At 45.9% G+C, this 23760-nt stretch carries 22 protein-coding genes, 1 tRNA gene and 1 riboswitch; of the genes, 6 read left to right on the top strand and 17 right to left on the bottom strand.

The window, feature by feature from the left end; genetic code table 11:
- Positions 1-36: 36 nt before the first annotated feature.
- Positions 37-2469: an ATP-dependent Clp protease ATP-binding subunit gene (locus HY200_08550; protein MBI3594994.1), complete on the bottom strand. Its 2433-nt coding sequence runs from the start codon at positions 2467-2469 to the stop codon at positions 37-39.
- A 228-nt stretch (positions 2470-2697) separates the two neighbouring features.
- Between HY200_08550 and bioF the strand changes: the two genes are divergently transcribed.
- The 3 genes from bioF to bioD are packed head-to-tail and all read left to right on the top strand — an operon-like array spanning position 2698 to position 5263.
- A complete protein-coding gene (gene bioF, locus HY200_08555; protein MBI3594995.1) occupies positions 2698-3858 on the top strand; it encodes an 8-amino-7-oxononanoate synthase in 1161 nt (386 codons plus the stop codon).
- On the top strand, positions 3845-4585 hold the full coding sequence (locus HY200_08560; protein ID MBI3594996.1) for an SDR family oxidoreductase: 741 nt from the start codon (positions 3845-3847) through the stop codon (positions 4583-4585). The genes bioF and HY200_08560 overlap by 14 nt, the downstream gene beginning before the upstream one ends.
- Positions 4586-5263, top strand: coding sequence for a dethiobiotin synthase (bioD, locus tag HY200_08565; GenBank protein MBI3594997.1), 678 nt, complete (start codon positions 4586-4588; stop codon positions 5261-5263).
- Here bioD and HY200_08570 read toward each other — a convergent pair.
- From HY200_08570 to HY200_08640, 15 genes are all read right to left on the bottom strand, one after another.
- A complete protein-coding gene (locus tag HY200_08570; GenBank protein MBI3594998.1) occupies positions 5260-6693 on the bottom strand; it encodes an HD domain-containing protein in 1434 nt (477 codons plus the stop codon). The genes bioD and HY200_08570 overlap by 4 nt on opposite strands.
- Before the next feature lie 56 nt (positions 6694-6749).
- Positions 6750-7403 carry a thiamine phosphate synthase gene (gene thiE, locus HY200_08575; GenBank protein MBI3594999.1) on the bottom strand — a complete coding sequence of 218 codons (654 nt, stop codon included), beginning with the start codon at positions 7401-7403 and terminating at the stop codon, positions 6750-6752.
- Positions 7404-7415: 12 nt separating this feature from the next.
- Complete coding sequence (gene accC, locus HY200_08580) at positions 7416-8765, bottom strand: acetyl-CoA carboxylase biotin carboxylase subunit (protein ID MBI3595000.1); 1350 nt, start codon at positions 8763-8765, stop codon at positions 7416-7418.
- Positions 8766-8834: 69 nt separating this feature from the next.
- Positions 8835-9263 (bottom strand): acetyl-CoA carboxylase biotin carboxyl carrier protein, encoded by a 429-nt coding sequence (gene accB, locus HY200_08585; GenBank protein ID MBI3595001.1) that lies wholly within the window; start codon positions 9261-9263, stop codon positions 8835-8837.
- 106 nt (positions 9264-9369) lie between these two features.
- Positions 9370-9933 (bottom strand): elongation factor P, encoded by a 564-nt coding sequence (gene efp, locus HY200_08590; protein ID MBI3595002.1) that lies wholly within the window; start codon positions 9931-9933, stop codon positions 9370-9372.
- A 62-nt stretch (positions 9934-9995) separates the two neighbouring features.
- The gene (gene aroQ, locus HY200_08595) at positions 9996-10460 is read right to left on the bottom strand and encodes a type II 3-dehydroquinate dehydratase (protein ID MBI3595003.1); all 465 of its coding nucleotides are present in this window, start codon (positions 10458-10460) and stop codon (positions 9996-9998) included.
- The gene (locus HY200_08600) at positions 10447-10788 is read right to left on the bottom strand and encodes a roadblock/LC7 domain-containing protein (protein MBI3595004.1); all 342 of its coding nucleotides are present in this window, start codon (positions 10786-10788) and stop codon (positions 10447-10449) included. The genes aroQ and HY200_08600 overlap by 14 nt, the downstream gene beginning before the upstream one ends.
- 45 nt (positions 10789-10833) lie before the next feature.
- Entirely contained in the window at positions 10834-11910 is a 1077-nt protein-coding gene (locus tag HY200_08605; protein ID MBI3595005.1) for a tetratricopeptide repeat protein, read from the bottom strand.
- 174 nt (positions 11911-12084) lie between these two features.
- Positions 12085-13278: a bifunctional phosphopantothenoylcysteine decarboxylase/phosphopantothenate--cysteine ligase CoaBC gene (gene coaBC, locus HY200_08610; GenBank protein ID MBI3595006.1), complete on the bottom strand. Its 1194-nt coding sequence runs from the start codon at positions 13276-13278 to the stop codon at positions 12085-12087.
- A gap of 12 nt (positions 13279-13290) precedes the next feature.
- Positions 13291-13650, bottom strand: coding sequence for a DNA-directed RNA polymerase subunit omega (gene rpoZ / locus HY200_08615; GenBank protein MBI3595007.1), 360 nt, complete (start codon positions 13648-13650; stop codon positions 13291-13293).
- Between the two features lie 4 nt (positions 13651-13654).
- Complete coding sequence (gmk, locus tag HY200_08620) at positions 13655-14293, bottom strand: guanylate kinase (GenBank protein ID MBI3595008.1); 639 nt, start codon at positions 14291-14293, stop codon at positions 13655-13657.
- A 41-nt stretch (positions 14294-14334) separates the two neighbouring features.
- Positions 14335-15213, bottom strand: coding sequence for a YicC family protein (locus HY200_08625; protein MBI3595009.1), 879 nt, complete (start codon positions 15211-15213; stop codon positions 14335-14337).
- 71 nt (positions 15214-15284) lie between these two features.
- Positions 15285-15357, bottom strand: a tRNA-Gly gene (locus tag HY200_08630).
- A gap of 73 nt (positions 15358-15430) precedes the next feature.
- Positions 15431-17323 carry a hypothetical protein gene (locus HY200_08635; GenBank protein MBI3595010.1) on the bottom strand — a complete coding sequence of 631 codons (1893 nt, stop codon included), beginning with the start codon at positions 17321-17323 and terminating at the stop codon, positions 15431-15433.
- A 141-nt stretch (positions 17324-17464) separates the two neighbouring features.
- Positions 17465-17665, bottom strand: coding sequence for a hypothetical protein (locus HY200_08640; protein ID MBI3595011.1), 201 nt, complete (start codon positions 17663-17665; stop codon positions 17465-17467).
- A gap of 206 nt (positions 17666-17871) precedes the next feature.
- Here HY200_08640 and HY200_08645 point away from each other — a divergent pair, with 206 nt between their 5' ends.
- Positions 17872-19005, top strand: a complete 1134-nt coding sequence (locus HY200_08645; GenBank protein MBI3595012.1) for an LptF/LptG family permease — start codon at positions 17872-17874, stop codon at positions 19003-19005.
- Complete coding sequence (lptG, locus tag HY200_08650) at positions 19002-20087, top strand: LPS export ABC transporter permease LptG (protein MBI3595013.1); 1086 nt, start codon at positions 19002-19004, stop codon at positions 20085-20087. Before HY200_08645 ends, lptG begins: the two co-directional genes overlap by 4 nt.
- Before the next feature lie 34 nt (positions 20088-20121).
- On the opposite strand, the gene HY200_08655 is transcribed toward lptG, so the two are convergent.
- Positions 20122-20919: a DUF3108 domain-containing protein gene (locus tag HY200_08655; protein ID MBI3595014.1), complete on the bottom strand. Its 798-nt coding sequence runs from the start codon at positions 20917-20919 to the stop codon at positions 20122-20124.
- Between the two features lie 129 nt (positions 20920-21048).
- A riboswitch (cyclic di-GMP riboswitch) is annotated at positions 21049-21136 on the top strand.
- Between the two features lie 77 nt (positions 21137-21213).
- Here HY200_08655 and HY200_08660 point away from each other — a divergent pair.
- Entirely contained in the window at positions 21214-23730 is a 2517-nt protein-coding gene (locus HY200_08660) for a hypothetical protein (GenBank protein MBI3595015.1), read from the top strand.
- Positions 23731-23760 lie beyond the last annotated feature (30 nt).

Below are 23760 nucleotides of genomic sequence, written 5' to 3' on the forward strand. Positions count from 1 at the left end.
TTCTGTTTCCAGAGGGGATTTTAAAAATCCGGCCAACTACACTTCGGCCATCACCTCATTTTCAACAAACACCGGCAAATTCTCTTTCAACAACACCTTAATCTTTTTGATATCCTTAAAGCGCCCTTTTAAAATTTCCTCCGAAAGCGGATCTTCAAGTTTTCGCTGAATCGCTCTTCTCATCGGTCGAGCGCCGTAATTCGGCTCATATCCCTCTTTCACAAGCCATTTCTTTACTTCAGGCGTGACCTCCATTTGAAGTCCCTTAATCGCGATTCTCTTATTTACGTCATCCAGAAGCATATCCACAATTTTGAGGAGATGTTTTTTGTCCAGCTGATGGAAAACAACCATTTCGTCCAAACGATTCAAAAACTCGGGATTAAAAGTCTTTTTCAATTCAGCCATTATGCCGTCTTTCACTTTTTGATCCGCCTCTCCCTCTTCGCCCATTTTCTGGAAACCAAGGCTTGGCGCCTTTTCGACCAATCGAGCTCCCAGATTGGAGGTCATAATTAAAACGGTATTTTTAAAATCGACTTTTCTTCCCAGGCTATCTGTCAGAACGCCGTCATCGAGAACCTGCAACAACACATTGAACAGATCAGGATGCGCTTTCTCAATCTCGTCGAAAAGGATTACAGAATACGGTCTGCGGCGGACTTTCTCGGTCAGCTGTCCCCCTTCTTCATATCCCACATATCCCGGAGGCGCGCCCATCAAACGGGAACTGCTGAACTTTTCCGAGTATTCAGACATGTCAATCCGGATCAAGGCATCCTCATCATCGAACATAAATTTGGCCAGAGTTCTCGCCAACTCCGTTTTACCGACTCCGGTAGGACCGAGAAATATAAATGACCCGATCGGCCTTCTTTCACCTTTCAATCCTGCGCGGGAACGACGGATGGCACGACAGACCGCATCAATCGCCTCGTCCTGTCCTACAATTCTCTTGTGTAGTTCTTCCTCCATGTGGATGAGTTTTTTTGTCTCTTCCTCTTCCAAACGGAAGAGAGGAATCCCCGTCATCTTTGAGACCACATAGGCCACCTCTTCTTTATTGATATTCGGCTTGTTCTTCTCCTGCGTCTTTTTCCATTCTTTTTTCGAGTCTTCCATTAATCTCTTTAACCGCTCTTCCTCTTCTCTCAGACGTACCGCTTCTTCAAAATTTTGAAGCTTGATTGCGAGGTCCTTTTCCTTGGCAACTCTTTTAATTTCATTTTCAATATTCCGAATCTCCTGCGGCTGGGAATAGTTGATCAGTTTCGCTCTTGAACCGGCCTCGTCGATGACATCGATTGCCTTGTCAGGCAAAAATCGGTCCGTGATATACCGGTCCGACAGGCGGACTGCCTCGATGACCGCATCCTCGCTGATCTTTACGCCGTGATGCTCTTCATAACGGTCCTTCAATCCTTGTATGATCTGAATGGTCTGATCCATACTGGGAGGCTGGACAAAGATAGGCTGAAAACGTCTCTTGAGTGCAGAATCCTTTTCGATATGTTTTCGGTATTCATCCAGAGTCGTGGCACCGATGCACTGGACTTCCCCTCTTGCGAGGGCGGGCTTAAGCATATTAGAGGCATCGATCGAGCCCTCTGCCGCCCCGGCCCCGACCAGGGTATGTAATTCGTCAATAAAGATAATGACATTACCTGCGGTCATGATTTCTTTCATGACCACTTTGAGTCGCTCTTCAAACTGACCGCGATATTTGGTTCCAGCGACCAGGGATCCGAGATCAAGCGCAATGACCCGTTGATTGAGCAGATTGTCGGGCACTTCGCTCGCAATAATTCTCTGTGCAAGTCCTTCCACAATCGCCGTTTTTCCGACACCAGATTCTCCAATTAAAACCGGGTTGTTTTTGGTTCTCCGGCTAAGGATCTGAAGAACGCGTTCAATTTCATCGGATCTACCTATGACCGGATCGAGAGTCCCTTCCGAAGCCAGTTGAGTCAAATCCCGGCCGAATTCATCCAGCGCCGGGGTATTGCTCTTTTTATCTTTCTCTCTCGGGGATGTTTTTCTTAATAAGTTAATCGTCAACTGCCGGGCCGTTAAGAGATTTGAACCAAGGCTTCGAAGAATCTTTCCTCCGATTCCCTCTTCTTCTCTTAAAAGTCCGAGGAGCAGATGCTCGCTGCCAATATAGTTGTGGCCCAGGAGTTTAGCCTCTTCCATCGCATACTCAAGGACTTTCTTGACACGCGGGGTAAATGGAATTTCCCCAAAGGTCATCGTGCTTCCGCCGCCCGGTAAATTTCTTTCAATTTCGAGACGAATTTGTTCGCTGGAAAGCCCCATCTTTTTCAAGACGGCAAGTGCCATCCCGTCACCCTCCCTTAAGATAGCCAGGACAAGATGTTCCGTACCGAGATAGTCATTCTGATGTTTCTCGGCTTCCTCTCTGGCCAGGATGATGATTTTTCTTCCACGATCGGTGAATCTTTCGAACATTACGCCTCCTCCAACGGAAAAACTTTATGATCATTGCTTGATAAAGGCTTTCAGACTCGTCTACGCTTTATTTTAATTTTAACCCCACCTTCAATATTCTGTCAAGTTTTTTCCCCTTCCGGCAACTTGTCGCGGCCGCATTACAGGCAATTTTGGGTTCACTTTTTGAATAATCAATGCTTTAATAGAACATCTTTTGGAATCACGATTTGAAAGACGTGTTTGACCATGTTTGACGATACAATCGAAAAATTGAAAAAAGAGGGACTCTATCGCGCGCTTGCTTCCAGAATGCCTGGAAACGGACCAGAAATCGTGATAGACGGCAAAACGTATCTCTCATTCTCTTCCAACGATTATCTTGGACTCTCCCGTCATCCGAGGCTCATCGAAGCAGGCCAGGATGCTCTGAAACAATATGGAGCGGGAAGCGGCGCCTCAAGGCTCTTGTCGGGATCATTTCTTCCACATCTCACGTTTGAAAACGAAATTTCAAAATTTAAAAACACCGAATCGGCACTTCTCTTCGGATCCGGGTATCTCGCCAACCTTGCTCTACTCTCTGCCCTGCCAAAAGAAGGAGATCTTGTTCTGGCAGATCGCCTGAATCATGCCAGCCTGATGGACGGGTGCCGGCTTAGCCGGGCCACATTCAAACTCTTTAGACATCGTGATATCGATCATTTGAGATACCTTCTTGACAAAAAGTCGAAAAACCAGAAGGCCTGGATCATTTCAGAAGGGGTATTCAGCATGGAGGGGGATCTTGCAGATCTTCCGGAACTTGTTTCCACTGCCCGGCAATTTCAAAGTGAACTCATCATCGACGATGCCCACGGATTCGGGGTCCTCGGAAAAAACGGACGTGGCACATTTGAGCATTTCAATCTGGAACGGGAGAACAGGATTGAAATGGGAACCCTGGGCAAAGCAGCCGGTCTTTACGGAGCATTTGTTGCAGGTTCAAAATCGCTGATTGACTATTTGATCAATCGGGCCAAGCCATTTATCTATACCACCTCTCTTCCTCCTGCCATTCCAGCTATGGGAATTGTCGCTTTGCAACTCCTTTCCGAAGGCGAGGCGCTGAGATCCCGACTGAAAAAAAATCAAGCCATTTTCTACGCCCGCCTTCTTAAATCAGGTTTCTCGGTTACTGAAGGCATTACGCCGATTATTCCGATTTTGACAGGAGATAATTTTAAAACAATGGAATTTTCCAAAGCCCTGTTTGAAGAAGGCCTTTATATACCTGCGATACGCCCTCCCACGGTTCCTGGAGGAAAGGGACGCCTGAGAATTTCACTTTCTGCCGCCCACAGTGAGGCTGATATTGAAATCTGTGTAAAACTGTTGACAAAATGGGGTAAACATTTTGGGATTATCTAGACAAAATGTCCTGATCGTCGGAGGCTCCGGCGGGCTTGGAATGGAACTCGCGAAAACTTTTTATGAAAAGCGGGACCGTTTGGCGCTTCATTACTTTCGTTCCGGAAAAAAGGCCAAACTTCTGATGAATGAACTGGGGCACTCCTCAGAATCAGATGATGCATTTACGTGCCAGGCCGATCTCCGGCAGGCGCATTCTGTCGATACGCTATTTGACTTGATCAAAAAAAGATGGTCTCATCTCGATGTTCTCATCCACAGCGGAGGATTAAATGAAGACGCCCTTTTTTCAAAGATCAGTGAAACAGACTGGAATGAAACCGTAAAGATCAATCTGACAGGGGTCTTTTTATGCATGAAACTTGCCGCTGGATGGATGATGGCCCAAAAGAAAGGTCACATTATTAATATTGCGTCGCGAAGCGGAATGACAGGACGAATCGGACAAGCGAGTTACGCCGCTTCCAAAGCAGGAGTCATCGGACTCACGAAAGCGGCTTCATTGGAATGGGGCATGGATCAGATACAGGTTAATGCAGTTTTACCAGGTTACCTCCCGACACCGATGGGATTAAAACTTTCACTCCGGCATCAGCAGAAGATGGTTTTGGAAAACTCCCTTCACAAATCGTCTTCTTTGAAAGAAGTCGCTCAATTTATTTTCAATCTGAGCCGAATGGAAAATGTCTCGGGACAGGTTTTTAATCTTGACAGCAGGCTTATTTGAATGGGGGGACTCATCGGCCGTCACAAGAGGTTTTTTATAGCCGGAACCGATACCGAAGTCGGCAAGACTTATTTTGCCTGCCGTTTTATCGAACAGCTGATCGCTCGGGGCGAAAAGGTCGGCATTCTTAAGCCCATTGAAACAGGCATTCTGACCAGAGAGGATTCGGATGCCGTACGCCTGATCACTGCTGCCCGCTCGAATATCCCGATAGAATCCGTCTCCCCTTACCGGTTCAGAACCGCCGCCGCACCCCGAGTCGCAGCACGCCTGGAAAAGAGACGGATTGATCCTCGAAGAATTGTGACCTCTTTCGAGTCAATCTCTTCCCAGCACAGATGGATGGTCGTCGAAGGGGCAGGTGGATTGAGGGTGCCGATTCAGAAACATTACGATATGACCGACCTGATCCTTGCTCTCGGGATTCCTGTCATTCTGGTCTCCCTTCAGAGGATCGGAGCGATCAATCAGACCCTCCTGTCCCTCCATTTTGCAAAAGATCGGGGTTTGAATGTCCTGGCGGTCATATTGAATCAGCCTGAAGCATTTCCGGCGGAATCCCCTCTCCACGAAAACCAGAAAATGATCGGGGAGGAATGCGACGTTCCCATCCTGACTTTTAGGAGCAGAAAGTCCGAAGCGGGAAGGAACTTCTTTTGGAAGAAACTTCTCGGCTAGACTTTTTCTTGAATGACTTCGATGAATATTTTGACCAGATCCGGATCAAACTGCTTGCCTGAATAACGGATCAATTCATTTATGGCCGTCTGTGCGGGAAGAGCTTTTCGATAAGGCCGGTCGGTGGTCATGGCGTCATAGGTGTCCAGGATTGCAACAATCCTGGATGCCATCGGAATTTTTTCACCGGCAATACCTTCCGGATAACCGGTTCCGTCAAAACATTCCTGGTGATGATAGATGATCGGAGCGACGGGCTTTAGAAATTTTATCTTTCTTAAAATATCTGCTCCAATTCTCGGGTGGAGCTTCATCTCATCATATTCAACCGGGGTCAGCTTTCCCGGTTTTCCCAATATCGCATCTTTTATGCCGATCTTTCCGATATCATGAAGGGCCGCCCCATATCTTAACTGTTTTCGATCCTCCTGGCTCATATTCAACTTATCCGCAAGCAATAGGGAATAATCGACCAGCCTGTCACAGTGACCGCTGGTGTAGGAATCTTTCGCCTCGATCGCGGAAGCCAGCGCCTTTAATGACTCAAAGTGAGCGTTTTCAAGTTCTTCGATCAGTCCGTAATTTTCGAGAATAATGGAAAGTTGATGGCCGATGATTGAAAAAAGCTCTTTGTCCGGTGGCAAAAAGCCATTTTTCGAAACGCTCTTTAGGCAGATCAGGATGCCGCGGGTATCATATTTGGAATTCAGCGGATAAACCATGAGCGATGAGAAATGAAAGGATTTAATTTGTTCGAAAACATCCTGATATTCATTATCCGAATCTGAAATGAGCAGGGCTCTGAGGAGGTTTGAAAAACGCTGCTCAAGCCATCGAATAAGATCCGAAAGCTCGGCTCTGTATCCTGACTGATTCGTTTTTATTTCCTGAAAGACCGGTACGGAATACCCTTTCTCTCCGAAGGTGAATGAAACCAGATCGGCTCCCGATTCCCGGGAAATGAGCGTAAAGATCTGCTGGAAAATATCCCCCATTTTGGGTCTTTCAGCCAGATTTTGCGTCATTTCAAAAAGAGGCATTAAAAGTTTAAGCCTAACATTCTCTTTGATAATCCGGGATCTCCAGAGAGATTCTTCGACCGTATTTAACATCTCCTGGCGGGTAAACGGTTTCAGAATAAACCCGTAAATTCCGGTCTTTAGAAAATCGTTCCCGCTCTCGAGATCGTGGGGAGCAATCAGGAGCAGGCAGGGAATGTCACGGTAGGACTCCTTAATGATCGAAAAAAGAGAATGCATCTCTTTGAACATGAGATTGATAAGAACCAGGTCAAAAGATTCTTCATTCAAACGCTGGAGAGCCAGCTGGGCAGAATTCACCGCAAGAACAGAATAATCTTTCAAGACTTTCAACGTCACTTGCCGAATCGAATCTTCCGAATCAATCAGGAGCAGCTTCTCATTTGCCATCGACTTTTTCCCGCCTGGTTAAAATGGGGTTAGACTAGCCATTCCACCCTCTTTTGTCAATCAGTAATTTGGTCGTCTTTCATCACTTTTCGAACTTCTTCAAACAAGGTTTTCACGGCATATTTAATATTATCCTGCTCCCAGACCGCCGATATAACGGCTGCCCCTTTTGCACCGCATTCAAAGACCTTTTCGATATTTGACGCCGAAATCCCTCCGATCGCAATGACAGGGAGTTCCACTCCCCGTGCAACCTCCTGAAGCGCTCGTGTTCCAAGTTCAACCGATTCGTTTTTCGTCCCCGATGTAAAGACAGACCCAAATCCAATATAATCAGCCCCTCCCTTCTGGGCCTCCAGGGCCTGATTCAGGTTGTGCGTCGAAACTCCGATGATCCACTTTTTCCCCAGGAGTTTCCGCGCTTCTTTAATCGGTAAATCTTTCTGGCCGATATGAACGCCATCCGCGTCGGAAGCAAGGGCAATATCGAGATCGTCGTTGACAATATAAATAGCCCGATACCGTGCAGTTAATTCCCGCAGCCTAATCGAGATTCGAAGTGCCTCCTTTTTGGAGCATTCTTTGTTTCTGTACTGGACAAACCGGATTCCTTCGGAAAGTGCTTCGTTCAAACGGGTAAAAAAGAGATCCGGATTTCCGATGGAAGGAGGGGTAATAAGACAAATCTTCGCCTGGAGAATAGAGGTCACGTCTATACGATCTTACTGATGAAGGGTCGGAATTAATTTATCAAGATAGTTTGTAGCATATTTACTTTTGATAAATCCGGGGTCTTGAAATATTTTACGGTGAAGGGGAATGGTGGTCTCGATCCCTTCTATAATAAACTCGTCAAGGGCCCTGCGCATTCGGGCAATCGCTTCAGTCCGGTTTTCTCCCCAGACAATCAATTTCGCAATCAGAGAGTCGTAATAGGGAGGAACATGATATCCTGCAAAAGCCGCCGTGTCGATTCGAACTCCCGGACCCGTTGGCGTTCGAAACTGCTTGATTAAACCGGGTGAGGGTTTAAAATGATCCGGGGATTCCGCATTGATCCGGCATTCGATGCAATGGCCCCTTCTTCTGACCTGATTCTGTTTGAAGTCAAGAGACCGGCCCGCAGAAATCTTGATTTGTTCCTTGATCAGATCGACTCCGGTCACCATTTCGGTTATCGGATGTTCAACCTGTATCCGTGTATTCATTTCTATAAAATAAAACTTATGATCCGTGTCCATTAGAAATTCGATCGTTCCGGCATTCACATATCCAATCGAATTCACGATCGACAGGGCAATTCTTCCCATTTCGTTCCGAGTCGACTCATCGACAACGGGCGAGGGAGTCTCTTCAATGATCTTTTGATGCCTTCTCTGAATGGAGCAGTCTCTTTCGCCCAGGTGGACCATATGGCCCTTTTCGTCACAAAGAATCTGTATTTCAATATGTCTCGGTTCAATAAAGAACTTTTCCATATAAACACTGTCATCTCCAAATGCAGAGAGGGCTTCGGATTGGGCGATTTGAACCGCGTTCATCAACTCTTCTTCCTTGTTGACCACTCTCATCCCGCGTCCTCCTCCCCCGGAGGATGCCTTGATAATTAATGGATAGCCAATTCTTTTTGCAATATCCCTCGCATTTTCCTCTCCCATCAATTTCCCTTCACTCCCCGGAATGACAGGAATGCCGTTCTTAATCATCATCTCTTTCGCTTTGGCTTTGTTTCCCATCAGAGAGATCGACTCTGCCGATGGACCAATAAACTTCACCCCTGCTGATTCGCAGACTTCAGAAAAATAGGCGCTCTCGGCAAGAAATCCATAACCTGGATGAATCGCCTCGGCGTCAGTGACTTCCGCCGCACTCAAAATATTGGGTATGTTTCGATAGCTCTGTGAAGCATCGGCAGGACCCACACAGACAGCCTCATCGGCAAATCGCACATGAAGGGAATTCAAATCAGCTTCCGAGTAAATGGCAACGGTTTTGATCCCCATTTCCTTACAAGCCTGAATCACACGAAGTGCAATTTCTCCCCGATTTGCGATTAAAATCTTCTTAAACATCATGGCCATTTTTCTAATCTAAAGGGTATTCAGAACAAGTTGATCAGGAACCCCGACCGGAACAAAACCTTACTGGGGTTCAATGGCAAACAGAGGTTCACCAAACTCCACCGGGTGTGCATTTTCAGTCAGTATTTCAACAACCTTGCCATCGACATCCGACTCGATTTCATTCATCAGCTTCATGGCTTCAATGATACAAACGATCTGCCCTTTTTTGACAACCGTTCCAATTTCGACGTAAGACTCTGCATCCGGAGACGGAGAACGGTAGAAGGTTCCCACAATAGGTGCTTTGATTACTTTTTGATTCAGCGATGAACTCTCTTCGCTTCCGGCCTCCGATTCAACTGACAGCCCGTGGGTCAGGTTTGACGTTTTCGCGCCCTTTTTCTCGTGTGACCCGTTCGCAACGACCCAGTCGTCCGTTCCTTTTTTGATCCTCACTCTGACCCCGGATTTTTCGAGTTCGAACTCCACGATATCGGTTTTTTCCAAAACCTTTATAATTTCCCTTATCTCATCCATATTCATAATTCAAACACCTCTTCTCATATCATACTGGAAAATACATTTCGAGAATATGACCTGCCGTCTCCGACCCTTATTTGGAAACTCTTTCTATGTACGATCCTGTTCGGGAATCCACTTTAATCACGGCACCCTCATCCAGATGAAGGGGAACCTTGATCAGAGCGCCTGTTTCCACTTTAGCCATTTTGGAACCGCCTGTGGCAGTATCCCCTTTGACACCCGGTGGAGTTTCAACTATCTTCAATTCGACAAACATGGGCGGAATGACTGAAAGCGCCTGTCCTTTATAGAAAACAACTTTTGCCTGCATATTTTCTTTCAGGTAATTCTGGGCACCTCCCATTTGACTTTCCGGTATAAAGAGCTGTTCATAGTTGCCGGTGTCCATAAAATAGTAGTTTTTCCCTTCCGCATACAGATACTGCATCTCTTTTTCTTCGACATCGGGTGCATCAAACTTTTCACCCGAGCGGAAATTCCTCTCAAGAACATTTCCCGTTTTCAGGTTTTTCATTTTCGTTTTTGCGAAAGCTGCCCCTTTGCCGGGTTTAACATGTTGATATTCGATTATTTCATACGGGTCGCCATTATACTCAATTTTAAGGCCACTTCTAAAGTCGGTGGTGGAGATCATTACGGGGATATTCCTTCTATTTTAAAGTTAAAAATCAGAATGATTAATTTTAAAGAACTCAATTAAGACTGACGCAAGTGGTAGACGGCCGCCTGAAGGCCCAAAAGATAGCTTTTCGGACCAAACCCGGTAATTTGACCCAGGGCAACCGGCGCAATCATGGAATGGTGCCTGAACGGTTCCCTATTATAAATGTTTGAAAGATGAACTTCAACCGTCGGAATCAACAAAGCTGAAATAGCATCTCGAATGGCGATACTGGTGTGCGTATAGGCGCCAGGATTAATAACCAGAGCATGGCATTTCACTCCGCTTGTGTGGATATGTTCAATCAATTCCCCTTCCGAGTTAGACTGATGGATTTCCACATCAATCCCCAGGCGGTCCGCCTCAACCGAAATTTCCTGATTGAGTTCTTCCAGTGTCAGACAACCATAGATCCCGGGCTCCCGTTTGCCCAATAAGTTAAGATTCGGGCCATGGAGAACCAGAATCCTTTGCCTCGACTTTGATTTATTTGAACTCATCTTTCAGCTGATCCATCTCCCGCCTGATGATAAACCGCCCTTTCCCAAAATTTCCGTCAGCGTCGAGAACCAGAACCAGGAAATATTCGTCATTGATTTTCTTGAATATCAAAATCGCCGATTCCATTTGAACCGTGAATTCAAGAGGAGAACCCTTCTTGAGAAATTCTGTTTTCTCCTTGAACTCCCGGAAAGTCTTGCAAAATTCAGCTCCCAATACATAAAGATCGAGGGGCTTCTCCTTCTTATATTCTTCGACCACAATGCCGTCATTTGCGACAATTGCGGCTCCCAGAGCCTTATCTGATTCTTCTACTACTTTTCGCAAGATTTCAGAAAATCCCATAGCGATCCGTTCTGATTTTTTAAAAGATTAATGGTTATTTTTGAGTATTTCAAGCCATTGCCTAAGTCTGGCAATTCGAGACTGGTTCTTGGAACTCACGGGAGATGACGCGGTTTGAACAGGAAGCGATGGCTCCTCCTGAGGAGGCATAATCGTTTCGAGAATGTCCTTTTCAATCTTTTCCGGTTCATTTTTCAGACCCAGGAGATTTCCGATCGTCCTGGCGTCTTCCAGCTGTTGCCGAACCGTTTCGTTATAGGGGTCCTGGTCAAGCAGTTTTTGATAGATATCAATGCCTTTTTGATAATGACCCTGCTTGATATAGAGTTCAGCCAGAGCCATAGTTTCCAGGTTCTCTTTTGACCTTCCCTCCCCTTTTTCCGAAGAGCCGCTTCTCTCGGGAGGCGCTTTAACCTCCTCTTTCATGATATCGGCAAAATCAAACTGGCTTTCCGGTTCTGCCTTCTCTATTTCCTTGTCTTCTTTTTTCCCATTTAACGAAACTTCTTCTGTTAAGGGAGGCGCCACAGAGATCAACGCATCGGGAGGCGATTCAACTTCTTTTGCGGACTGCGCAATTTCTATTATATTAACCGGGGTTTCTGAATTTTCAGGGGACTCCGGCGGCAGAGGAGACGGTTCAGGAATTTTGACCTCCGGCGGTCGCCGCTCAGACTCTTTTCTGACTTCCTGTATCTTTTGAAGAAGGATGATCGCGTCGACATCTTTCGAACTAAAAAAGAGGACCTGGTTGCAACACTTCTCTGCCTCTTTGAAAAGTTTATCGTCAAAATAGATTGAGGCGAGTTTCTTATTGACGATAAGATTGTCCGGGTTCACTTTCAAAATCTGTTCAAAGAGCTCTTTTGCTTCTTTTATTTTATTTTGGCCCGCGTATACTTTTCCCAGCAAAACCTTGGCACCCAGGTAGGATGGATGGACTTTTAGACCGGTTTGAAGAACAATTAACGCCTCTTCAAGCATTCCCCCTTTGAAATATTCCTCTGCAAGGTTGAAAAATATTTTTGAACCGGGTTCTTTCTGAAGCTTTTCACTCAGCTTCGCAATCTCCGGAGATACCGTCCCCGCTGGCATGTCAGCCATTCATTTTTCCTAAAATAATTAGTAATTACAATGAGTTTATGATATCAGATCTCAAACAAAAGTCAAGCATGCGGCTTCAAACCCTCGTTTGAAAGGAAGTTTCAGGTCAAACCATAACCCAAACCAGGTCTTTTTTCAAAAAGAAAGAATAGTTCATGGATTCAGGACGAAAAATCATTTCGAATGCCCAATCAAAGTCAATATTTTGTCAAAAATGTTTTCGGCAACTTTTCTTTTGGGAAGGAGGGAAAAGGTTTCTTTATGTCCCGCCCGGTCATAAAAAGTGACAATATTATTCTCTGAACCGAACCCTGCCCCTTTTAAACTGATATTATTTGCCACGATCAGATCAAGATTTTTGTCTTTCAACTTTTTGACCGGATAACGGTCGGCACTTTCCGTCTCCGCAGCAAAACCAACCAAAATCTGATTCGATTTCATATTTCCCATTTCGGCAAGAATATCTTTCGTCGGATTCAGCTGAAGTTGGAACGGACCCTTCTGTTTTTTAATCTTTTTTTCCGCAGGGCGAATGACCTGATAATCTGAAACAGCAGCGGCCATAATAAAAATATCGGATTTCGGGAAGAGATTAAGTGCCTCGCGGGCCATCCCTTCGCCGGTCTGAACCGGTATGAATCTTGCTCCGGCAGGAGGCACAAGATTCGTCGGACCAGAAATCAAGGTCACTTCGGCACCCCGGTACAAGGCCTCATGGGCCAGGGCATATCCCATTTTTCCGGAAGAACGATTCGATATAAATCGGACAGGATCGATCGGTTCTAGCGTCGGACCAGCTGAAATAGTCACTTTTTTTCCATTCAAATCCCGCTTTTTATCAAAATAACTCGAAATCTCCCTGAGAATGGACTCTTCCGCTGCGAGGCGCCCTTCGCCTGTCTTTCCAGACGCGAGTCGTCCTTTTTCAGGCGGAATGAATCGAATTCCCTCTGTCTTCAGAAATTCGACATTTCTCCGGGTGGTCGTCTTGCTCCACATTTCACCATCCATTGCCGGAGCCATGATAACCTGGACCCGGGTCGCAAGTACCAGCGCACTTAAGAGATCGTCGGCGAGGCCTGCCGAGGCTTTTGCGATAAAATTCGCCGTAGCGGGAACAATGAGAATCAAATCTGCGGATTCCGCAAGGGAGATATGGGCCATTTCATGCGAAGGCATGAAAATGTCCGTTAACACTTTCCGGTTTGACAGGACTTCAAATGTGAGCGGGGAGATAAATTTGAGGGCGGATCGGGTCATCACCACCGTGACCTGGGCTTCCCGGGAAGTCAATTGACGTAATAAGGAGACGGCCTTATATGCCGCGATGCTTCCTGTCACGCCAAGAACAATCTTCCTGTTTCGCATTTTCCTACGGGGTTACTCCCCTTCCGGCTCTTTAAGAATTGAATCGTCAACATAAACACTCAATTCTTTCTTGATCTCGGTAATCATTTCACCCTCTTTTGCAATCATCGCCTGGGTCTTGAGCTCTTCTTCTCTCATACGTTTCGCTTCTCTTTGGGCCTGCCTGGCATCCCTTCCAGTGTGAAAAACGACTTTATTTTCCAAAATCTCTTCGATGGATACCGTCGTAGCCTTTTCGTACCGGGTATCGATAGGTGCCGTGGGCGCTTCGACGATTTGTTTCGCCCGCTGGGCCGCCATGATGACTAAACGATGGCGGCTATCTATTTTCTTGTTTTCAACGACAATGGGCAATGAAATAATATCAAGCATTTTTTTATACTCCTTCTTTCACTTTTATAAAAGTCTCCTCGATCCAGGAAAAATTCATTCGTTTCATTTTGATCCGCTCTGAAATAACAATCGCTTTCAAGCTTTCAAGAGCTCCTTCGAAATCATCATTGATGATCAGATAATAATATTCCCTGTAGTTCCAGATCTCCTCCCTCGCCTTCTTCAATCTTCGGGCAATCTCTTCGGGAGAATCAGAATTTCTCTCGACCAGTCTCGATTTGAGAACCTCAAAGGAGGGGGGTAGAATGTAGATATAGACTCCTTCCTTGTATTTCTTTTTTAACTGCATCGCTCCCTGGGCATCGATATCTAATAACACATCATAGCCCTGTTTCTGGAGTGACATCAGCTGACTCCGGGAAGTCCCATACAAATTCCCATGGACTTCCGCATATTCCAGAAATTCGTTATTTTCGATCATCGTTCTGAACTGATCCCGGTCGACGAAGAAATAATCGATGCCGTCGGACTCTCCCTGTCTCCGTGCCCTCGTCGTGTAGGATACTGACGTCTTCAAATTCTTGACTTCTTCCATGACACGTCTGCAGAGGGATGTTTTCCCTGCTCCGGAAGGCGCCGAGACAATAAAGAGTTGTCCCTGTTTGCTGCTCCCTTCGATCATACTCTCTTCCCTTTACCCCTTTTCAAATTTTTCAGACCTTCCTATTCCACATTTTGAACCTGTTCACGAAGGATTTCAAGTTCTTGTTTAACAAACAGCGTCGTCGGCGTTCCCCCGGTCTTTGAACCGATCGTATTGATCTCCCGGTTCATCTCCTGAAGGAGGAAATCCATCCCGCGCCCTGACGGCTCATTTCCCTGAATCATCTTTTCAAACTGCGAGAGATGGCTGATCAGCCGCGAGATTTCTTCCTGGATGTCCATCCGGTCTGAATATAACACGACTTCCTGCGCCAGTCTTTGCGGGTCCATTTCCAGTATCGACTTCAGTTCATCCAGCTTCTTCAATAAACGGTTTTTGTAGTTTTGCAGGATCCCTTCCCGGTAACGCTCGATTTCGCCGATCTGACTTTTGATCAACAACAGATGCGATTGCAGATCCGAAGCCAGAGATTTCCCCTCCTCTTCTCTCATCCTGTCTAATTCTGACATCGCCTTTTGCAATAGAGACTCGATCTTGCTTTCAAACTCTTTAAAATCAACGCCTGGCATTTTCTGAACAAATTTGTCTTGCAGCTGGAGGAGATGCGTGAGTGAGACCTCCTCTGTCAATCCTAGCTTCTTTTTAATCCCCGACAGGGCTAAAAAACAGCGCTCCAATGCTTCTTCATTTAAATAAATATTCCCGAATGAGAATTCGTTTTCCATTGGCATGACTTGAAAGGAGAGATAAAAATGTCCTCTCGAAAATCTTCTCGAAACCAATTTCTTCAATTTCGTCTCAAGAAATCTCAGGTCCTGCGGCAAATTTTGGACCGAGATTTCACAAAATCGGTGATTGACCGACCTGATTTCAAGCCCGACACGGTAACCTGTTATTTCAAGGTCCGCCTTTCCATATCCGGTCATGCTTTTTATCATTTTGAGAATCGCGTGAAGACGTTGTGAGCTAAAGATTCAAAATCATTCCTGAAGGAGAGAGGATCTTTAAAAGCGGGTGACGGGATTTGAACCCGCGACACCAAGCTTGGGAAGCTTGTACTCTACCAGCTGAGCTACACCCGCATTCGAAATGCAAGAACCGTCTCAAAAAAGGAACAACGGCAAAATCGAATTATAGTCAAAAGGTCCAGGGAGATCAAGCTTTTCGAGGGGATCTTTGGCGAATCTGGGATATTTTTTTTGAAACGTCTCTGTAATTCACATTTTCTTTATATACTTCGCTAAATACGTTGAGCGCTTCTTCATAATTTTCCTGCATCTCATAAAGCATCGCCAGTTCATATTTTAAACTGTGGATCTGATCGTGATTCAACTGGGTCATCTGAATCGCATGAGAAAGCTGTTCCACCGCAAGTTTAGGCAGTTCTTCTTCGAGATAACATTGCGATAGGAGAATCGCGGAATCTACGACTCTAGACCCTCCCTTGACGGAAATTTGAAATTCCCCGATGGCTTCGGTTCTGAGTCCCATTTCCTTATAGGCGACTCCAAGGTCAAAATGGGTTTCGAAATCTTTTTCGCCGATATTCGCCTGAATCCCCTTCTGAAATTCTTTGATGATTTTTCCGAAGTCATCGTCCTGGACGGCGTCGTCTGAAGGTGCCACGATTTCTTCTTTAAACTCGCTTTCAAGTTCTCCCATTAAATTGACGAAGTCTGTCTTTTCCGTTTTATCAAGAATCGTCGTTTTCAACTTAACGGTCCCGGGAGTAAAAGTGTTATGGCTGAAACTCTGTACGGGCTCAGGTGCGGGTGGCGGGGAATTAACTAATGACGAAGCCGCCAGGGGCTCCGAAAACACCTGTTCAAAATTAGCGGTCTCAGCGACAGGCGTTTCATTTAATGTTCCGAGGATCTCATCTAATTTCGATTTTGCAATTCTGTTTTCAGGAAAATATCTTAAGATCGTCTCATAGATGATCCTTGCTTCGCTTAAGAGGCCCTGCTGGGAATAAAACTCTCCTTCTGCCAGTTTCTCCTTGACCTTTTCATCGTCCATTTCGGGTGCCAAAGACGCCTCAGTGGTTTCGGACAGTTCAGGTACAGAGGCCGGGGAATCAGTCAAAGAAGAATCAAATGCGGACAAATCGATTCCTTCTGGCAGAAAACCTTCGACGGGATCCGGTTCAGATTCAATCGTTTCCGGCAAGGGGGATAACATTGGAGGAGCCTCTGAAATAACCGGTTCGGCTTCTTCCTTTTTCGCCTTTAAAAAGGTCTCCGAAGAAATTCCTCCGGAATAGCCGGGCTCCGACAGAGGAAAAGACTTCACCTCGTCCGTCATTGAAAATTCCTGGAATGAAACACCTCGTGATCCCGTGGCGTTTTCCGGATTTCCCGGGGAGAAATCAATCGTTTCGGGAGCGGGCATCGGCGGAGCTGAGTTGTCCGGTGAGTGAAAATCCTTTAACATCTGTCCCGCCTGGGCATGTCCGGGTTCGAGAGCAAGTACTTTATGAAGTGCCTCTTCCCCTTCCCTCATCTTTCCCTGGGTCTTGCAAATTCCGGCAATCTGAATATATTGCTCTACCGCATCCTTGAGCTCTTTCTCCTTTTCACAGAGACTGGCGAGCATGAGACGCATCTGGATATTTCCAGAGTCCAGGTTGACGATCTTCTTGTAAATGAGAATGGCATCCTTATGCAATCCATTCTTGGTATATCGCCTGACAATTTTCAGATATTCGTCAATGGCATTCCCGATAAGCCCTCTTTCCGCATCGAGGTCAGCCATCTTCAGCTGAATTTCAGTATTTTCGGGATCGATTTTAATGATTTTTTTATAGACCGCGATGGTTTTTAATGAAAAACCTGCAGAGTCAAAGGCTTTGGCCGCCTTAAGGTATGAGGTAATGGCTTCCTGATTATTGTTTTTTTTAAGGTAGAGGTCGCCAATGGTATTGAGGGTATTTCCATCGTTGGGCGATTCCTTGACTATTTTCTGCCATTCTTCGATCGCCTTGTCAATTTGGCCTTTAATGGTAAATTTTTGAGCGTTCTGAATAATAGCGGTCTTGTCGAAGGCCAAGTCTTCATCCTTTATAGATACTTTTTCACTTTTTAAAAAAGTAACATACCTTAGGGGGTTCGTCAAGAAAGCGGGGAAGGTCCATAAAGAAAAGCCCCGTATAAAACGGGGCCGTCAAAGAGGAGAAAGTTGATTTCCTTACTATTTAGCTGGGGCAGGAGCGGCAGCTGGAGCCGACGTAGGAGCCGCTGCGGCTGGCGCAGAGGTCGGGGCAACTTCAGCCGGTGCAGCGGCTTTGGGAGCCTCGGCTTTGGGAGCTTCAGCAGGTTTATCGTAGCAACCTCCTAAAATAAAGACTGTGAGACCTGCCATTAGAAGCATTCCGGAAAATATTTTTTTCAATTCGTTCACCCCCTCTCGTTCCAAAATAATTTGGGATTTCAATCCTTTAAATGAGAACACCTGTTGCTGATTTGACAGCCAACTTAAAATCTTAAAATCCGTGAAACTGTTTTTTTATCACAGTACAGCAAAACCTGTCAAGAAATTTCCCATTTTATTATGGTTTACAACGCTTTCCGGATAATTTATATTGGGCAATGCTCAATATGATGATTCTAGATCGATATTTTCTAAAAGAATTTCTTCCCCCATTTCTACTCACGCTTTCTCTTCTGACGGGAATGTTGTTTGTGCAACAGCTGATGGAATTTATTGAACTTTCACTTACAAAAGGGGTCGATTCTGTCACCCTTTTTAAAATATTTCTCTTCGCCATTCCGTCCCTGCTGGTCCTCACCCTTCCCATTTCGGTGCTGATCTCCTCTATTATCGTGATGAACCGGTTCTCATCTGATAATGAGTTGATTTCCATTCGATCCGCCGGTTTAAGCTTCTACAGGATCGTCCGTCCTATATTTTATATTTCCGCCGGGGTCGGACTTCTGACTCTGCTTCTGGCTACCTGGGCAAAGCCGTGGGGAGGAAATTCACTTAAGGAAATTTCATTCGAAGTCCTCAAGAAAAGGATCAATGTCGCGTTGGAAGAAGGAATCTTTAACGACCTTTTTGATAAAATGATGATCTATGTGGAGGAGATGCCGAACTATTCGGATTTAAAAGGCATTTTTATTTCTGATTTGAGAAATCCGGAAGAACCTGCCCTGATTCTTGCTCAGGAAGGAACTTTCGTGACAGACGAAACTTCCAGTTCGGTCGGTTTCCAGCTCATTAACGGGAATATTTATCGAAAAGGTGAAAACGAAAATCTCTTCCAGCAGATCGTTTTTTCCAGATACGATCTTAAAATTGACCTCTCCGGGTACATTCAAAAGCCAGGCGAACGTGTTAAAGAAAATCTTGGACTCTACGCACTCAGAAAAAAAATCTCGAGTACAGCCGTTAATAAACAAAATATTGAAGATTTACAAAGACTTCAGGAATATTACAAAACCTACGCGCTTCCCCTGACAACGATCCTCTTTGGACTGTTAGGCCCTTCACTGGGAACTTTCAGCCGGAGGGCTGCGGGAAATCTGGGAGGATTCGCAATCGGTATCGGCGTCGTGATCCTTTATTATTTCATGACGGTTTTTGGCGACTACTGCCTGGTTCAAAATTGGTTTTCACCTTTCCTGTCCGCTTTTTTGCCCAATGCCATTCTCTTTCTTTTTTCTCTCTTTTTCCTGATAAAGACCGACCGCCAGATTCTTTGGCCTCCCAAAAAACTGATGTCGCCATGACTCTGATTACCCGCTATGTCGCAAGAGAATTCATCAAACTATTTGCCCTGTCACTAGTCTCACTTGTTTTGATCTACTTATTAATCGACTTTTTTGAAAAAGTCAGAATATTCCTCCGTTACAAACCGGATATTTTTACGATCCTCGAATATTTCATCTGTCAGATCCCGAAATATATATATGATACTGCACCCATTGCAATCCTGCTTTCGACCCTGATCGTATTTGGGACATTCTCAAAAAACAACGAAATGACCGCCCTGAAGAGCGCGGGAATAAGCCCTTACAAGACCGCCTTACCTGTGGTGGGAATCGCTGCAATCATTGGTGTGATCTTACTGTACGCAAACACCGATCTTATTCCTGCAGGGATTAAACAGGCGGAATTGGTCAGATCCGTTTTCATTGAAAAGAAAGGCGAATTTTCCTACTTCAGGCAAAATAAAATATGGTTTCGGGCGGAAGATCATGTCCTATTCAATGTTCAGCTGGTCGATCCGGACCAGCACAAGATATTTGGGATTGGAATTTATAAATTATCAGATACTTTTTCATTAAAAGAATCGATCGATGCGAGGGAACTGATTTACGAAGGGTCCGAGTGGTATCTGGTCTCGGGAGTCAAAAGAACTTTTTTGAAGGGGGGAGAAATCCGTACGGAAAAATTCGATCGGGAGCGAATTACTCTGGACATCACTCCGGAAGATTTCAAACAGATCGGAATTCAGGAAGATCGCCTGAAATATGTTGAACTTAAAAACTATGTTAAAAAACTTTCTGCGGAAGGGTACGTGACCACCCGATATTGGGTGGACTTATACGGTAGAATTGCATTTCCGGTGGTCAATGTCATTATGGCCATCGTTGCGATTCCATTTGGTTTAAGGAATGAAAAGCGGTCCGGAGGAATTTCGAAAGGAATTGGTATCAGCCTTGCAATCGGATTTAGTTATTGGGTAGTATACGCCCTGAGTACTTCTCTCGGGCATAACGGAATGATTCCTCCCTTTCTATCCGCCTGGCTGGCGAATATTCTTTTTATGGTGATTGGGGGTTACCTCTTCCTGACCATTCGGCAGTAGTGAACAGAAGGGTAACTTCGGACCTTGGAAAGATTCAGTTCCCGTCGTCTTTGGATACGAGCAGGGCTTTGATCATTCCAATTGCCACTTTACTCTGCATTTGAACCGGCACGCGCCGATCATCATCGGTAAACCAAACGGTAATGTCTCCTTTGTTCATGAAGACTCCTTCGTACCGCGCCATGACCAACGTTTTTACCGTATTGAATTGTCCGACAGGGGTATCGATCGCCTCTTTTCCCAGGACTTTCACTTCCAAATCCCAATTCTTTCCCCCTTCGTGCACTTTGATGATTGCCGATCCACCCGGTGCGGGCATCTCGAGCGTCCGGAAAAAATAGAGGGCCGAAAGGGCATCTTGCGTGTTAGGTTCTATTTTAAAAGTCTCCTCCCTCCCCTCTTCGAGCTGAAGAACTTTATGATTGGTCTGATCGTAATGGACTTCTCGCTCTTTAAACCTTCTCCCTTCTCTCTGATGAATCATAAATTTGAGAGGCAAAAGATTTTCCGCATCCACAAAGGTCTCGATCCGGTCTTCCACAGGAAAAAAACGGGAGATAAAGTCATTTGATCTTGCTGTCGACATGATGTGAAATGCTCTGCTTGCCCCAATCTCGACCTCTTGGCCCACTTCCAAAATCGCACTTCCCGCGTTCATTCCCATCCAATTCACTGAGAACTCCAGCCGTTCTCCGGATTGGATCACCTGGACAGGTCTGACTCCAGGGAAATTAATTGAAGAATGGGCGGAGTCTGCCCCCGAAATCTGCACGGCAAGAAGGGAGAGGAATAAAAAGAAAGTAATCGCTATCGTATTGATTTTTCTAAACATATTTCTCCTGTCCGGGGATGATAAACAGTGTGAAGCTCTTTGTCAAGAAGCCCTTTCCAAATGCACCTGTCGAGATTTGACAAATTTCATATCCATGCTACCCTTTACTCAATTGTCACAAACAGTTTTTCCGGATAAAGGTAAACCAGCCGAAAGGCTGGGACACAAAGCTTCGAGGCTTCTCCTGTAAAAAAGGAATGCCGGTCGGGCCGCCTGGATAAACAGGTCTTTTTGCACCCCTCCTGTTTAATTCGGCAATATCATTATTAACAAACAGTTTTCAGGAGATATCCCATGAAGAAAATGACAGCCATTCTTGCATTTACACTTGCCGCAGGAATTTTATTTACAGGTTGCAGCGGGGGCGGTTCAAGCTCAACGTCGGCCTCAGGAGTTAGTCTCAGCATGCCTTCTAATATTTCACCGGTTCCGACAAATGCCACAGGTGTCGCCTCATCGCATATGGCCAAACATGTCAGCCTGGGGTCACTTTTTGCGGGTGTGGCCGCAACCGATCCGGGAACTGACTACAGCGACGCCACGACTCACAAACATGTTGAAGAACATGTGCTTTCCCAGTTTCAAATTATCAATACAATTCTGGATGCCATGAGTCAGACCCATTTTTCCGAATCAGGGAATCTCGGAATCGGACCGTATAAATCAATGATCGCGTGGAAAGAAGATAACGGCGGAGGCGGACCTCAAGGGGGTGGACAGCAGAAGAAGCTGCAGCCGTGGATTGTTGATTCAAGCCTTATTGTGGAAAATGGACACTCTGTGAATCAGGTTCTAGCCTGGATCGAAGATGAACAAGATGGAACTCCTGTCGTCATCCGGGTTAAGGTGAAGATCTATGATTCCCCTACGGTTAAAACAGACGGCTCTTATCAGGATTATGGCGTCTGGACGTTAAATGCTGTTTTTAACAACAATCCAAGTCGCTATTTTTCCGCGTCAGCCTCGGTGGGTTCGTCCGGCGAAGCAATTGTTAAATTCCATGATAATACCCATCCGCCGGAGGAGGTCAAAGCAATCTTAAATACCTCCAATGGTTCAGGTTATGGAGAGATTTCCTACCCCGATTACTCGACCTGCCAAAGTCAAAACTGCACGCCTGCCACGGTCGACGCAAAATACAGCTATGACGGCACGACGGTCGGCGTCATCACCACTGACGGGACCAATACGACCGGCCCCTCCTTCAAAAACAGGGCCAGTACGACCGATGTCACCATGTACTACGGTCTTTATGACAGCGTAACCGGCGCCGATGTCCTGAAAACTAAAAACTTTGGTTTTCCGCTAAAATATACCGTCAATGGAGTCGATAGTTATGTTTATTACGGCTCGTGGCAGGGACGGCATTCCCTCTGGGCAAATGGAGGATCTGTTCCCTTGAATACGCCCCTGACCCGGATGGATCTTGGCCCCAACCAGACTGAGACCTATACCGTGACAACGGCTTCCAACTTTTCGGGTTCGTTGACCAAAAGAACTCTCGTAGCCTCGAATATCAGCAATATTCTGAATCTTCCGGTTAATACCTGGACCAATATGAGCACCACCATGATCTATACCGGAACAACCTGGTGCAATGCCGTGCCGGGGACAAGTAATTGCAGTTCAATAGCCGATTTATCTGCTTTAGAGGCCGATTCAAATAATCCAAATCAGTCCATCTCTCTCTATGGAACGTTGGGACTGACCAGCGGTAATTTCGTTTACTTATCTTCCGGACCCAATGGAGCCGGATTTTATGGAGCGACCCAATCTAACGGCAGATGGACAAGCAACGGGAACATCGCAACACCGAGCACCAATGACCAGCTTTGGGTCAATGTCGGAGGGACCATCTACATCGAGTATACCGATAAAGCACCGGTCTATTCGACTGGTAACCCTGGATGGGTCAAAAAAAAGCTGACCGCGTTCGATCAACAGACCTGGACGCCGACGTTTGACGATTCTTTGGACACGGCCTATACGCTCGCTTCTGGCCAACAGTATTACCTGATGAATCAGGGAACCAATTTTGTCCTGACCACCGGAGTCAACGCGACATTCCAGATCGAGGTGCAAACCGTTGCCAATCCGATTAATGCAATGTCATTTACCGGCAGCGGAACGGTCTTTACGCCACAGTGGAGCAACGGATACGGGACAAACTATACGTTTGTGACCGACAGCAGCGATCCGCGCTTCCTCAATCTGGTTTACAACACCGTGGACGGAAATGATCCGAGCCTTTCCGGCGTTCTGCCAGGAGACATCGTGGACACAGGGATTTATGGCCTGATTGCCAATGACGGAACCCAGTACAACTGGGATTATGCCACCTCGCAGAATCCGTATGGCTTACTCACCTATCTCGTGGACTCCAATAGCCAATACAAGCTTCTGGATGATCCGATATCGATAAAATCGTTTACGGTGACCAATTCATCGGGCTCGATCACGGTTTCGCCGATGTATAGCGGCTGGATGTCCGGCCTTCCTGATATCTATTCCAGTTTAAGATTAACCAACTGGGTGATGACATCGGATCTACAGACCAAGGTCTACAATATTCCCGACGGGACACTGGTCGATGATGCCACGGATAGTTCCAAACACTATCTGATTAAACCGCTCCAGATCAGTGAATTCCTAAACCCGATCAGTAGTTATTCCGGTTCGCTCGATCCTTCCGCAGTCGTTGCGGATCTTTCGACAGTGCCGACGCTCGACAGTACCGGCATTATTCCCGGAATGGCAACGAAGCCGAATATCACTCTGATCAAATATTCGGAAGGAAACCTCGTGCAGTAAAATCGAAACGTTTAATCTGAAAACTTGGAT

It is taken from the genome of Nitrospirota bacterium (assembly GCA_016194305.1).
In the GTDB taxonomy this organism is placed as follows: domain Bacteria; phylum Nitrospirota; class Nitrospiria; order JACQBW01; family JACQBW01; genus JACQBW01.